This is a genomic window from Rhizobium sp. RM, from assembly GCF_013390595.1.
In the GTDB taxonomy this organism is placed as follows: Bacteria; Pseudomonadota; Alphaproteobacteria; order Rhizobiales; family Rhizobiaceae; genus Agrobacterium.
In genome coordinates this window covers 988,463-1,002,216 of sequence record NZ_JACAWV010000022.1, presented here as the reverse complement: position 1 = coordinate 1,002,216, position 13,754 = coordinate 988,463, and the positions used below count along the sequence as shown (strand labels likewise).

Here is a 13,754-nt window from a genome sequence, read left to right as displayed (position 1 = left end):
TCGAAATATGGAGGCGCCGGCTTTCGTTTTGTCAGGCCAGGCGCGATTGCGGTAAGCGAGGCAGGTTCTTGCCTGCCGCCTGGATGACGTTGTCGAGGAACTGCCGGGAGGCTTTTTCCCAACTGTAGTTTTTCGAGAGCGCCAGTGCTCCCTCCGCTGAGCAGGAGAGCGCAGCCAGGCACGCGTTTCGGAGGTCGTTGTCCAGTGCGCCAGCCTCAGGATTGTCGCCGAGAATGTCGATCGGTCCGGTAACCGGAAAGGCCGCCACCGGCACGCCGCTTGCAAGCGCTTCCAGAATGGTGTTGCCGAACGTGTCTGTTTTCGATGGGAAGACAAATACATCCGCTTGCGCGTAAGCGTCGGCGAGGGCTTCGCCGGTCTTTACGCCCGTAAACAGCACGTCGGGATATTTTTCCTGCAATTCGGCGCGTGCGGGGCCGTCTCCGACCACGACCTTCGAACCCGGCAGATCGAGGTCGAGGAATTCGGGCAGGTTTTTCTCAATCGCGACACGACCGACCGTCATGAAGATCGGGCGCGGGAGATCGAAGGGGAGGGACGTTTTTGGGCGCGGGTGGAACAGGTGCGCGTCGATACCACGGCTCCAGCGTCTGAGGTTTCTGACGCCGCGCGCCTCAAGTTCGGTTTCAAGGCTCTGGGTTGCGACCATGCATGTGTTGCCCCCGTTGTGAAACCAGCGAACGAAGGCGTAAAGCCAGCGCTCCGGGACCGGGAAGCGGGCTGCGACATATTCGGGGAAGCGCGTGTGGTAGCTGGTCGAAAACCGCATCCTGTTTTTTACGCACCAGCGTCGTGCCATAAAGCCGAGCGGACCTTCCGTTGCGATATGGACGAAGGACGGCTGGCTTTTCTCGATCTCGGCGGCCACACGGCGATATCCGGCGACGGACAGGCGGATCTCGGGATAGGTCGGGCAGGGTATGCTGTGGAAATTCTGTGGTGTCACCATGCGGACGTCGACGCCAAGGCGGGCCAATTCCAGGTTGGTGTTTTCAATCGAGCGAACCACGCCGTTGACCTGCGGGTGCCAGGCATCTGTGACAATCGTGATTCTCGTCATGAACAGCCGATCCTGCTTGCATCCGCGTCGCCGAATCCCGATTTGCGCGGTTTCGGACCGTATATGCGGCGTGCGTGTTACAGGATCATGTCAGTTGGCAGGGCGGCGCTTCAGCCAACCAGCGGCAGAAGCTCCGGGCTGATCAATGCACCGTGGTGGCCGATCACGACAGCAGCGGCCTCGGCAGCAAAGCTTGCTGCCTCGTCTGGCGCGCTGCCGGTCACGTAGCGGGCGAGGAACGCGCCGTTAAAGCTGTCGCCTGCGCTGGTGGTATCCACCACGTCTACAGCCTGGACCGCAGGTGCATGGCTGCGCTGACCGCCGAAGTCGAGCGTGGCGCCTTTCGCACCGTCCTTGACGACGATGTCGACGACGCCGAGTGTGCGGTAGCGATCGATTGTCGCTTCGACGGACGTGTCGCCGAAATGGGTCGCTTCGTCATCGAAGCTCGGCATCACCAGTGTCGCGGCGCGCGCGCCCTGCGACACGGTGTCGAGCATCGTCGCCTTGTCGGCCCACAGACGAGGGCGGATATTTGGATCGAAAACCACGCGCTTACCGGCCGCCTTGGCGCGGCGCAGTTCCGACAGGAAGGTCTCCACCGCGTTTGGCGAGGACAGGACTGCAAGGGTAATGCCGGAGAAATAGATCAGATCGGCGTTTTCGATCGTCTTGCGCAGGTGATCGGCATCATCGGCAAGCTGCCGTGCCGCCGAGGCATTGCGCCAGTAACTAAAGGTCCGTTCGCCGTTCTTGAGGTTGATGAGGTAGAGGCCCGGTGTACCACCTTTGATGCGGCGGATGCTGTGCGTGCCGATCCCTGCTGCCTCGATGAAAGCCAGCATGTCCTCTGAAAGGCTGTCGTCGCCAAGTCCGGTGAAGTAATCCACCGACCAATCGTCCGGCAGGCAGGCCCGTGCGTACCAGGCCGTGTTGAAGGTGTCGCCTGCGAAGCCTTTGCGCAGCAGCCCGTCTCCGGCTTGAGACAGTTCCACCATGCACTCGCCAATCGAAAGAAACCGTCCACCCACGCCTTGATCCTCCACTCGCTCTTGCGTTCGAATTACGACGCCTGACCTTGCCTGACAAGTCCATTGCGACGGATTGTGTGCATTTGCGAAGTTGCCGTTTACGGCAGGGCGACAGCTTTATATTCTGGGATTCGCCGCCATCAGGAGAGCCTCCATGCAGCCAACCCATGCCCCGGTTCAGAAACCTCTTGTGCAATCGGACTGGTGGAGGGGAGCGGTGATCTATCAGGTCTATCCGCGATCTTTTCAGGACACGACCGGGGACGGATATGGCGATCTTGCCGGCGTAACCAGGCGTCTGCCCTATATTGCCTCGCTCGGTGTGGACGGCATATGGCTCTCACCGTTCTTCACCTCGCCGATGGCCGATATGGGCTATGATGTTTCCGATTATTGCGATGTCGATCCGTTGTTTGGGACATTGGCTGACTTCGACGCGCTGATCGCGGAGGCGCATCGGCTCGGCTTGAAGGTCATCATCGATCAGGTGATCTCGCATACTTCCGACAAACACCCCTGGTTTGTGGAAAGCCGCGCCAGCCGCATCAATCCGAAAGCCGACTGGTATGTCTGGGCCAATCCGAAGCCGGATGGCACCGCGCCGACCAATTGGCTGTCTGTGTTCGGTGGACCCGCATGGGAATGGGACGGCGTGCGTAAGCAATATTACATGCACAGCTTTCTGGGCTCGCAACCGGACCTGAATTTTCACAATCCCGATGTTCAGGATGCGCTGCTCGAAACCGTCAAGTTCTGGCTGGAGCGTGGGGTCGATGGCTTCCGGCTGGACACCGTCAACCACTACTTCCACGACAAGCTGCTGCGCGATAACCCGCCGCTGTTCGATGAGGAAAGTTTCGGCCTCGATGCATCGGACGTGAACCCTTACGGCATGCAGGATCATCTCTACGACAAGACGCGGCCGGAAAATATCGATTTTCTCAAACGGTTTCGTGCTCTGCTGGATCAGTACGACGACCGGGCCACGGTTGGTGAAGTCGGAGACGGGGCGAGGTCGCTGAAGACTGTTGCCGCCTACACGTCCGGCAACGACAAGCTCAACATGTGTTACACTTTCGATCTGCTCGGGCCGGATTTTACGGCACGGCATCTGCGCAACTCGGTTGAAGGCTTTCAGAAGGCCGTCACGGATGGCTGGGTCTGCTGGGCCTTTTCAAATCATGATGTGGTTCGCCATCTCAGCCGGTTTACGGAAAATGTCGAGGAACAGACGCGTGTTGCGAAGCTTGCAATCTGCGTGCTGGCGAGCCTTCGGGGTTCGATCTGCCTCTATCAGGGCGAGGAGCTGGCTCTGACCGAGGCTGAGCTTGCTTTTGAGGATCTTCGCGATCCCTACGGCATCCGCTTCTGGCCGGCTTTCAAAGGACGGGATGGGTGCCGCACGCCCATGCCCTGGGAAACGGGTATGCCGAATGCCGGGTTTTCGACTGCGGAGAAACCATGGCTTCCGGTGCCCTACGCTCATGCGATGCTGGCAGCGGATGGGCAGCAGCGCAAAGCGGAGTCGGTTCTGAACCACTATCGCGCGGTGCTGGCATTTCGCAAAGGTCATGGTGCATTGCGCGATGGCGATATGCATTTTCTCAAGACCAATCTCGATGTCCTGGCCTTCACCCGCACCAAGGGAGAGGAGACGTTGCTCTTCGTCTTCAATCTCACCCGCGATCCCGTGGAGTTCCCTGTTCCGAAGGGCACTGTGATCAAGGACATCGCGCCGATGCCGGGCTTCACGCCGCTGTTCGGTGCAGGTGTAGTGACCCTTGAAGGGCTGGATGTTTTTTGCGGGATCATTGCGTGACGGGGCCGGTCGTCATCAAGGCCGGCATCGCCTGTCTGGATGACTGGTCACGACTGCGTTCTCTTTTATGGCCCACAAGCTCGCTTGCCGAGCATAAAGCCGAACTGCAGACGTTTTCGGACAATCAGACCGGCTTGGTCGCCTACAGTGCGGAGGGAGTTGCTGTCGGCTTCGCCGAAGCAAGCCTGCGGCATGATTACGTCAATGGTTGTCAGACGTCGCCCGTGGCGTTCCTTGAAGGGGTTTATGTTGAAGAGGCGTTTCGAAAGCAGGGTGTTGCCGCTGCGTTGATCGCGGAGGTCACACAATGGGCCGCCAGCAAAGGCGTGACCGAACTCGCCTCCGATGCGGATATTGCCAACATCGCTTCTCATTGCATGCACGCGGCTCTGGGTTTTGAGGAAACGCAACGCGTCGTCTACTTCCGCAAGATCCTGCCGCCGGCACCAAAGAGTTAGCAGCGAACCTTCGGCTGGCAGCGTCTGGTTCGGCTTTGATCAGATCAGCGCAAAGCGATCTACGTCCACCATGCCCTTATCGGAAATCTTCAGGTGCGGAATGACGGGGAGCGGCAGGAAGGCGACCTGAAGGAAGGGCTCTTCCAGTGTCGTTCCGAGCGCGTAAGCCGTCTTGCGCAGATCGTGCAATGTGTCGCGAACCGTCTCGTAAGGCTCGAGGCTCATCAGGCCAGCAATCGGCAGTGCGATTTCACCCATTACCTTGCCATCCTCAACGACAACGAAACCGCCATTGATTTCGCCGAGGCGATTGGCGGCAAGCGCCATATCGTCCTCATTGACGCCGACGACGCAGATATTGTGGCTGTCATGTCCAACGGTGGATGCGATAGCACCCTTCTTCAGGCCGAAACCTTGCACAAACCCGTTGGCATGATTGCCGTTTTTGCCGTGCCGCTCAATCACCGCGACCTTTATGATGTCATTGGTGAGATCGACGCTGGTCTGGTTGCCATCTGTCGGCAGCTTGTAGCGGCGATGTTCGGTAATGATCTTGCCGGGCAACACCCCAATCACCGGGCTTTCGCTGTCCGTCGCCGGAACGCCGAAATGTGCTGCGAGCACGTGTCGTGCCTTGACGCTGTCGAGGCCAACCGGGGCGACAGGTTTGCGCGTGGCAAACAAGTCGTCGTTGACGATCCTGCCGGCCGACAGTACCAGGCCTGCCTTGCAGTTCTGCAGCGTGTCGATCACCACCAGATCGGCGCGCCAGCCCGGAGCAACGAGGCCGCGATCGCGAAGGCCGAAAGCCTTCGCAGCCGAAATGGAGGCGGCGCGATAGATGGCAAGTGGTTCGACGCCGTTGGCGATGGCGGTCCGGATCATGTAATCGAGATGGCCCTGTTCGGCGATGTCGAGTGGATTACGATCATCCGTGCAGAGCGCCAGAAACGGCGACAAGCGTTCGGTTATGATGGACATCAGGGCGTGCAGATCTTTCGATACAGAACCTTCGCGCACAAGAATGTGCATACCCTTGCGGATCTTCTCCAGCGCCTCTGTGGCAGTCGTGCATTCGTGTTCGGTGCGGATGCCCGCGGAGAGATAGCCGTTCAGTGCCGTCCCGGAGAGAAGAGGCGCATGGCCATCAATGTGCTGGCCCTGAAATGCCTCCAGTTTTGCCATGCATACGGGGTCCTTGTGGACCACACCCGGAAAGTTCATGAACTCGGCAAGGCCGATAACTTTCGGATGGTTCCGGAATGGCAGAAGCTTTTCGATTGGCAGATCGGCACCTGCCGTTTCCAGATGTGTCGCCGGCACGCAAGAGGACAATTGCACCCGGATGTCCATGATGGTTTCCAGGGCGGAATCCAGGAAGAAACGGATGCCTTCCTCGCCAAGAACGTTGGCGATTTCGTGGGGATCACAGATTGCGGTCGTGACACCGTAGGGTAGGACGCATCGGTCGAATTCATGCGGCGTGACCAGCGACGATTCGATGTGAAGATGGGTATCGATGAAACCCGGCACGACGATCTTGCCGGTAATGTCGATCTCCTGACGACCTGTGTAGGTTTCCGTCGTGCCGACAATGGTGTCGCCGCAGATGGCAATATCCGACGCGACAAGTTCGCCCGTCACCAGATCGAAGAAACGGCCTCCCTTGAGAACGATATCCGCCGGTTCACGGCCGGTACCCTGGTCAATGCGCGCTTCAAGTGTGGAAACCATGTCGGACTTTCTTCGATTCATCTTTATCCGACCCTAAAGATGGAAGTGACAGAGCGCAACAACTGGCGCTTCGCGCTCAACTGTCTGATCGTACATCGGCCCGAAGATTGCCTCCGGGCCGACGATATGTTGAAGCTTATTCAGCAGCGACGATCTTGCCGTCCTGCCATTTGTAGAGTGTGAAGGCCTGCGAGGTCAGATCGCCGGTCTCGCCGTAGGTGACCTTGCCGATCGACGTTGCAAAGGCGTCGCCGCTCTTCAGGGCGGTGGCAACAGCTTCGGAATCTTCAGCGCTTCCCGCCTTTTCGATACCGGCTTTCAACACTTCAACTGCCGCATAGGCATTGAGCGTGAATGCTTCTGCCGGAATGTTGGCAGCTGCCAGCGCGTCTGCCGCAGCCTTGGAATCTGCATTCTTCAGGGCGTCGGAGGCGTTGGTGAACAACGTGCCCTCGGCGGCCTTGGTGCCGATGTTCCAGAATTCGCTGTTGGAAAGGCCGTCGCCACCGATAACGACAGCCTTGGAGCCGGCGTCATTGAGCTGGCGGACGAGCAGACCCGCTTCGGGGTGGTAACCACCGAAATAGATGACGTCGGTGTTTTCCGACTTCAGGCGAGCCGTCAAAGCACCCAGATCCTTTTCACCTGGGGTCAAGGCGTCATAGAAAACTTCGGTGACGCCACCAGCGTTCAGCGTTGCCTTGAAGGAGTCGGCGAGACCCTTGCCGTAGGCGCCCTTGTCATGAATGATGGCGACCTTCTTGTCCTTCAGGTTTGCCAGCACATACTTCGCGGCGACTTCGGCCTGCTGGTCATCACGGCCGCAGGTGCGCAGAACGTTGGAAAGACCACGGTTCGTCAGGTCGGGAGCGGTTGCCGTCGGCGTTACCATAAGGATGCCGTTTTCAGCAAAAACGTCGGAGGCCGGAATGGCGACGCCGGAGGTCACCGGGCCGACAACAAAACGGATGCCGTCAGCAACGAGCTGGTTGGCGGCAGAAACGCCCTGCTTGGGTTCACCACCGTCATCGGCGAGCTTCAGCACGACCTGTTCGCCGAGGATGCCGCCCTTCTTGTTGATTTCGTTGACGGCGGTCTGGGCGCCGTTCTTGACCTGGTCACCATAAGCGGCGACCGGGCCTGTCAGAGGTGCAATCAGGCCGATGACGATTTCGGCATGGGCGAGCGGTGCGAAGGCGAAGGACGCTGCGAGCGTCACGCTGGTCAAAGTCTTCAGTTTCATCCTGGTATCTCCTTGGAATGGGTCCTGGACCCGGTATGCGCCTCGTCCGCAGCCTGTTTTTCGTTTTGCAGACGTCGCGACGCGAAAACCCGTTTCATATTTGAATTCCGAGTGTTCAAACCAGTTCATAGGAAAGGTTTGATGGTTTAGGCAAGCGGCCTTTGAAGCTATACGGTTCATAGATGGTAAATCGATTGCGATCAGACCCTGAACGCATGGTGTGAATATACACCTGTGGCATTGCGAATGCTTGGCGTTTGGTGTGCGTTGGAGGATAATGGCGGCATGAGAACAGTCGACGACGAATTCCTGGCAGCACTTCCTGTCTTCCAGCACTTTGAGGATGTTGCCGATCCGGCCCTTTATCGCGCCCTGCCGCAAGGCTGGGCTTTGGCGATTGCCGATATTGTCGATTCGACCGCAGCTATTGGTGCTGGTCGATACAAGACCGTCAACATGGCGGGGGCCGCCGTCATCTCAGGGGTTTCAAACAGCCTCAAGCGGCATGATCTGCCTTTCGTTTTCGGTGGCGATGGGGCGGCAGTGGCTGTGCCGCCGCATACGCTGGAGATTGCCAGTGCCGCGCTTTCAAATGTGCAGCGCTGGGTGAAGGACGAACTCGACCTGACCATGCGTGTGGCGCTGGTTCCCGTTGCCGAGATACGGGAAAACGGTTTCGACGTGCGGGTTGCGCGTTTTCAGGCGAGCGAGGATGTTTCCTATGCGATGTTTTCGGGCGGCGGTAACAGCTGGGCGGAAGCGCGCATGAAAGAGGGGCGTTATGGTGTTCCAGAAGCGGAAACGGGTGCGCGGCCCGATCTGACGGGGCTTTCCTGTCGCTGGAATCCGATCGAGGCGACACATGGCAAGATCGTTTCCATCATTGCGGTGCCGGGCCCGTCACAGGATATGCAGGCGTTTCGGGCGCTGGTGGCGGATATTGTTGAGCTTGCCGGCGATGATGCCCGGCAGGGGCATCCCGTGCCGGAAGATGGGCCAAAGCTCGGTTTCGTGCGCGAAGGGCTCGGCCTGGAAGCGCATGCGCGCTCAGGCTACCATGATCGTGTCGGGGCGATCCGCAGTTCTCTGCGTATCCTGGCAGAGAGTTTTTTGATCAATATACTTCAAATCACAGGGCTTTCGCTCGGGCGGTTCAATGCGGCGCGTTACCGCCGGTCCGTTGCCAGCAACACAGATTTCAGAAAGTTCGATGACGGATTGAAGATGACAGTCGATATGGACGCGGCGCGACTTGAAAGCCTGCGGACACGACTGGAAAGAGGCCGTGTTACGGGTGCCTGTTATTATGGCCTGCATGAGCAGGATGCTGCGCTGATGACCTGCATCGTACCGTCGCCGTTGTCGAGAGACCACATGCATTTCGTTGACGGTGCATCGGGTGGATATGCGGCTGCGGCCAACAAGCTGAAACAGCAGGCTTCGATCGTTTCCGCAGCCTGAGCCTCAAAACAAAAAACCGGCCTGAAGCCGGTTTCGGGTATCATCTTTCAAAAGTGCGAGCGCCAGCGCCAGCCTGAATATCAGGCGGCAGTGCGGCTGCTCTTCTGCGACTGACAATAGATTTCTTCAAGCGATGCGAGGATCTTCTTCACCGATTCAGAATTGCTGGAATAATAAATCGTCTGAGCGTCGCGGCGTGTCTTGACCAGTCGCTGTGCACGCAACTTGGAAAGATGCTGCGAAAGAGCGGATTGGCTCAGGCCGACCTGGGAGGCAAGCACTCCGACAGGAACTTCGGTGTCCACGAGCGTACAAAGAATCAGCAGACGTTTTGGATTCGCCATTGCCGAAAGCAGATCCGCAGCGGCGATACTATGATCCGACAGAGATTCGTTGTCCATGCGCTCAAGTCTCCTAATGACAGTCGAAACGACGGTCATGGTGGCTATTAACCGGTGTTCGATGGGGCGTTTTAATGTTCTACGATCGCGTTGTATATACTTAAATTTAGCTTATGTCGTGTTCCTTTTTCTGAGTATTGTTAGATGATGCTCTACTTGGGACTTCATGACTAATTTGCTTACCTTATGCCTGTTTTTTGTCTGAAATCATGAGTATTCATGTTGTCGGCATAACATTTGCGACACTTCACTGGCTAAAAAATAAGCGTCGTACTTTCGGTTAATGCAGCGCGATCTCGGCTTCGATGATCGCTGTCCCCTTAAATTTAGCAATCGCTTCAAAAGCTATGCTTGAGCTTGTGCGTTTTTTTTTAGTTTGCAATCGCATTCTTGTTAAAATGGTTGTTCCATACAATCTTTTTTTTGAAACTTGCATTCCAGATACAGTTTTCGTGTTCCAAGAACAAAAAAGAAGGCTTTCGCGGTTGCGAAAGCCTTCTTAGAACGTGGCGCAATGTCACTTTTTGCGGTGTCGAGTCAGGCCGCTGACGATGTCATCCGCCGAAATCGTGCCGACGATTGAGCCGTTGTCGACGACGCCGATTGCGCCGGAATGTTTCGACAAAGCGTCGAGAATATCGATGAGCGGCGACGTGGGGCGGGCCGTTGCGGCAACCGCCAGATGCCCGTTCTTTTCGCCAATGCCGCGCGTCATGACATCCGCTGCAGTCAGCATGGAAATCGGGTTCATGTTCTGGACGAAGTCCGCGACATATTGTGTGGCCGGATGTTTGACGATTTGTTGCGGTGTGCCGCACTGGATAATACGCCCGCCCTCCATCATCGCGATCCGGTTACCGATGCGGAATGCCTCATCCAGGTCGTGACTGACAAACAGGATGGTTTTCTTCAGGCGGCTTTGAAACTCCAGAAGTTCGTCCTGAAGGCGGCTTCGAATGAGCGGGTCGAGCGCTGAAAACGGTTCATCCATCAGCAAGATCGGTGCGCCCGTTGCAAAGGCCCGGGCCAGTCCGACGCGCTGTTGCATGCCTCCGGATAGTTCTCCGACCTTTTTGTTCGCCCACTGAGAAAGATTGACGAGTTCCAGTTGTTCATCGACAAGGCGCTTGCGTTCCGCCTCGGGCACACCGGCAAGTTCAAGGCCGAATCCTACGTTCTCTGCAACATTGCGCCAGGGCAAAAGGCCGAATTGCTGAAACACCATCGACACCGTGTGCATGCGCAGATCGCGCAGCGACTTCGCCGTCGTGCGATAAGGATCGACGTAACCGGATTTGGTCTTGATGGAGACATTGCCGCGCACGACCGGCGCAAGTCCGTTTACAGCGCGAACAAGAGTGGATTTCCCGGAGCCGGAAAGCCCCATGAGAACGAGGATTTCTCCTTCCTTCACCGCGAGCGATGCGTTGGCGACGCCAAGCACCAGTCCCGTTTTCGCGTTGATTTCCTCGCGAGATCTGCCCATGTCGATCAGCGACAGAGCGGGTTCTGGCCTGTTGCCGAAGACAATGTCGACATTTCCGAAAATGATTGCGTCCGTCACAGGTCGTCCTCCGAGCCGGGAAGGCGGAACAGTCGGTCCAGAACGATCGCCAATATGACGATGCACAGGCCGGCTTCGAAGCCCATCGCGATGTTGACGGTGTTGAGCGCACGTACCACTGGCACGCCGAGGCCGTTTGCACCGACAAGGGCGGAAATCACCACCATCGATAGCGACAGCATGATGGTCTGGGTCAGCCCAGCCATGATCTGAGGGGCTGCAAATGGCAGTTCGACCTTGCGAAGTACCTGTCCCGGTGTTGCACCGAACGCAACGGCGGCTTCAACAAGCGCCGGCGGTGTTGAAATGATGCCGAGGCGGGTCAAGCGAATCGGTGCCGGAATGGCAAAGATTACCGTGGCGATCAGGCCGGGAACCATGCCGAGCCCGAAAAGAACCAGCGCGGGGATGAGATAAACGAAGGTCGGGATCGTCTGCATCAGATCGAGAACCGGACGCATGGCCGCGTAAATCCATTTGCGGCGTGCAGCCAGGATTCCAAGCGGTATGCCGATAATCATGCACACTGCGCTTGCGGCTATCACGAGCGCAAGGGTTTCCGTCGTCGCTTTCCAGTAGCCGAGATTGATGATGAGAAGCAGCCCGACGATGGTGAAAATCGGCATGCCGACCGAGCGGCGTGTCCATGCGGACAGTGCGGTCAGAATTGCGACAATCACAAGCGGGTGTGGTGTCTGGAGGACATATAGCAAAGCATCGATGACGCTTTGGAAAATGAACGACAGCCAGTCGAAGAAAAATGCGAGATTTCCAGTCAGCCAGTCGATGGCTTCCTTGGCGTATCGGCCGACGGGCAAACGGTTTTCAGGGGCGCTGAGCCATTCCACGGTAAGACGAGACCTTTCGCGAACAGATTCAGGGACGACGGCGGGCAGTTCGGGCTTGGAACCTGTGAAATGGATCGAAATGATGACGGGTATTGCATAAGTCTACTTGTTGCAGCCTTTGGCGGAGCCACTGACCTCACCCTTCGGCTTTTGTCGCAGTCCTCGCCATTTCGATCCGTTTCATAGATTCTGACATTGCCTTGCCAGACGCCGGGCGAGCGCTTGGCGCTCGACGCGACAGAATTTCGCGGCCAACGCCATGCACGGATATCATGTCATGCCCCGCTCGTCCGGGTATGTCAAAAGACACCCCGGATCAGCATCGCATGTCTTCGCTTTAGAGGCCCAATGCCTTCTTCACGGCTGGCAGGGCATCCGCGCTGCCATCCTTGGTCTTGACGTTGGCAAGCCATGGCTCGATTGCCGAAGGATTGGCTTTCAACCAGGCTGTCGCTGCGGCTTCGCCCTCAAGGCCGTCATTCAGAATCTTGCCCATGATCTCGTTTTCCATGGGCAGCGAGAACTGCAGGTTCTTGAGCAATGTGCCGACGTTCGGGCATTCTTCCGTGTAGCCCTTGCGAACGTTGGTGTAGATCGTCGCGCCGCCGAGATTCGGGCCGAAAACGTCGTCACCGCCGGTCAGATAGGCCAGCTTGAAATTCGCGTTCATCGGGTGCGGTTCCCAGCCGAGGAAGACGATCGGCTCACCGGATTTTTCAGCACGGGCGACCTGCGCCAGCATGCCCTGTTCGGACGATTCGACGACCTCGAAGCTCTTGAGGCCAAATGTGTCCTTGGCAACCATATCGAGGATCAGGCGGTTTCCGTCATTTCCCGGTTCAATGCCGTAGATCTTGCCGCTGAGAGCATCGCTGTGGGTGGCGATATCCTTGAAATCCTTGATGCCGAGTTCGGCGCCCTTGGCGTTTGTCGCCAGCGTGTATTTGGCACCTGTGAGGTTTTCACGGACAGTTTCGACGGACTTGTCTTCGCGATAGGGGGCAATGTCGCCTTCCATGGTCGGCATCCAGTTGCCGAGGAAGACGTCGATGTCCTTGTTCTTGAGTGAGGTGTAGGTGACGGGGACGGAGAGAAGCTTGACGTCGGTTTCGTAGCCAAGGCTTTTCAAAATTACGGTTGCCGTGGCGGTTGTGGCGGTGATGTCGGTCCAGCCGACGTCGGAGAAGCGCACCGTACCACAACTCGCGGGCTCTGCCGCCTGCGCGCTGGCTGCACCGAGGGCCAGCGTGGAGATTGCTGCGGCCAGCGCCAGACAGCGATTTCTATTTGCAAACATTGCTTGCTCCCTTTTTAGTTCCCTTGCCATTATCAATATCTGCACCGCACAATCAACTCATGTGCATTTGCGTGTTTTGGCGCACCGTTTGCGACACCGCGGATGAAAACCGCCTTGTCCTTCGTCGAATCAAGGTTTCTTCCTTCGTGGAAATCTGTGGTTTTTATGCTGTGCCACTTTTCATCGCGGGCCATCCCCGGCAAAAGACGCCGCACAAGGAGTGGATGATGGCCAAGCTCTATTTCAATTATGCTGCGATGAACGCCGGCAAGTCGACCATGCTGTTGCAAGCATCCTACAACTATCAGGAGCGCGGCATGCGCACCCTGATTTTTACGGCTGCCTTTGATGACAGGGCGGGTGTTGGCAAGGTTGCCTCGCGCATCGGCCTTTCCTCGGATGCCCTGACTTTTGACGAAAGCACTGACATCTTCGCCGAAGTGCAAGTGTTGCACGAGCAGGCGGCAATCGCCTGTCTCTTCATCGATGAGGCTCATTTCCTTTCCGAACATCATGTCTGGCAATTGGCGCATATTGCCGACAAGCTGAATATCCCGGTGATGGCCTATGGCCTGCGTACGGATTTCCAGGGCAAACTGTTTCCGGCGTCGAGGGAGTTGCTCGCCATTGCCGATGAACTGCGGGAAATCCGCACCATCTGCCATTGCGGCCGCAAGGCGACGATGGTGGCGCGTTTCGATCAGCAAGGAAAAGTCGTCAAGGACGGTGCTCAGATCGATGTCGGTGGTAACGAGAAATATGTGTCGTTCTGCCGTCGCCACTGGGTGGAGACCGTTAAGGAAGGCTGATGCTCCGC

Annotated in this window: 12 protein-coding genes; 4 read left to right on the top strand and 8 right to left on the bottom strand. The window is 57.4% G+C overall.

Translation table 11 applies throughout. From position 1 onward, the window contains the following. Positions 1-31: 31 nt before the first annotated feature. Entirely contained in the window at positions 32-1,081 is a 1,050-nt protein-coding gene (locus tag HWX89_RS21395) for a bifunctional monoglucosyl/glucuronosyl diacylglycerol synthase (RefSeq protein WP_138791147.1), read from the bottom strand. Between the two features lie 110 nt (positions 1,082-1,191). Further along, entirely contained in the window at positions 1,192-2,112 is a 921-nt protein-coding gene (locus HWX89_RS21390; protein ID WP_178340855.1) for a sugar kinase, read from the bottom strand. Between the two features lie 154 nt (positions 2,113-2,266). On the opposite strand from HWX89_RS21390, the gene bglA reads away from it, so the two are divergent. After that, entirely contained in the window at positions 2,267-3,931 is a 1,665-nt protein-coding gene (gene bglA / locus HWX89_RS21385; RefSeq protein ID WP_138791146.1) for a beta-galactosidase BglA, read from the top strand. 14 nt (positions 3,932-3,945) lie between these two features. Next, complete coding sequence (aac(6'), locus tag HWX89_RS21380) at positions 3,946-4,389, top strand: aminoglycoside 6'-N-acetyltransferase (protein ID WP_502707612.1); 444 nt, start codon at positions 3,946-3,948, stop codon at positions 4,387-4,389. Positions 4,390-4,428: 39 nt separating this feature from the next. On the opposite strand, the gene ade is transcribed toward aac(6'), so the two are convergent. Then, the gene (ade, locus tag HWX89_RS21375) at positions 4,429-6,123 is read right to left on the bottom strand and encodes an adenine deaminase (protein WP_138791144.1); all 1,695 of its coding nucleotides are present in this window, start codon (positions 6,121-6,123) and stop codon (positions 4,429-4,431) included. Between the two features lie 136 nt (positions 6,124-6,259). Then, the gene (locus HWX89_RS21370; RefSeq protein ID WP_138791143.1) at positions 6,260-7,366 is read right to left on the bottom strand and encodes a branched-chain amino acid ABC transporter substrate-binding protein; all 1,107 of its coding nucleotides are present in this window, start codon (positions 7,364-7,366) and stop codon (positions 6,260-6,262) included. Positions 7,367-7,651: 285 nt separating this feature from the next. Between HWX89_RS21370 and HWX89_RS21365 the strand changes: the two genes are divergently transcribed. Next, the gene (locus HWX89_RS21365; protein ID WP_138791142.1) at positions 7,652-8,827 is read left to right on the top strand and encodes a DUF3095 domain-containing protein; all 1,176 of its coding nucleotides are present in this window, start codon (positions 7,652-7,654) and stop codon (positions 8,825-8,827) included. An 80-nt stretch (positions 8,828-8,907) separates the two neighbouring features. On the opposite strand, the gene HWX89_RS21360 is transcribed toward HWX89_RS21365, so the two are convergent. The 4 genes from HWX89_RS21360 to HWX89_RS21345 form a co-directional block, all read right to left on the bottom strand. Further along, positions 8,908-9,228, bottom strand: coding sequence for an ArsR/SmtB family transcription factor (locus HWX89_RS21360; protein ID WP_138791141.1), 321 nt, complete (start codon positions 9,226-9,228; stop codon positions 8,908-8,910). 517 nt (positions 9,229-9,745) lie between these two features. After that, on the bottom strand, positions 9,746-10,792 hold the full coding sequence (gene choV / locus HWX89_RS21355) for a choline ABC transporter ATP-binding protein (RefSeq protein WP_138791140.1): 1,047 nt from the start codon (positions 10,790-10,792) through the stop codon (positions 9,746-9,748). After that, entirely contained in the window at positions 10,789-11,640 is an 852-nt protein-coding gene (choW, locus tag HWX89_RS21350) for a choline ABC transporter permease subunit (protein WP_138791139.1), read from the bottom strand. The genes choV and choW overlap by 4 nt, the downstream gene beginning before the upstream one ends. Before the next feature lie 337 nt (positions 11,641-11,977). Continuing rightward, positions 11,978-12,937, bottom strand: coding sequence for a choline ABC transporter substrate-binding protein (locus HWX89_RS21345; RefSeq protein ID WP_138791138.1), 960 nt, complete (start codon positions 12,935-12,937; stop codon positions 11,978-11,980). Between the two features lie 227 nt (positions 12,938-13,164). On the opposite strand from HWX89_RS21345, the gene HWX89_RS21340 reads away from it, so the two are divergent. Beyond that, on the top strand, positions 13,165-13,746 hold the full coding sequence (locus tag HWX89_RS21340; protein WP_138791137.1) for a thymidine kinase: 582 nt from the start codon (positions 13,165-13,167) through the stop codon (positions 13,744-13,746). The last annotated feature ends 8 nt before the right edge of the window (positions 13,747-13,754 follow it).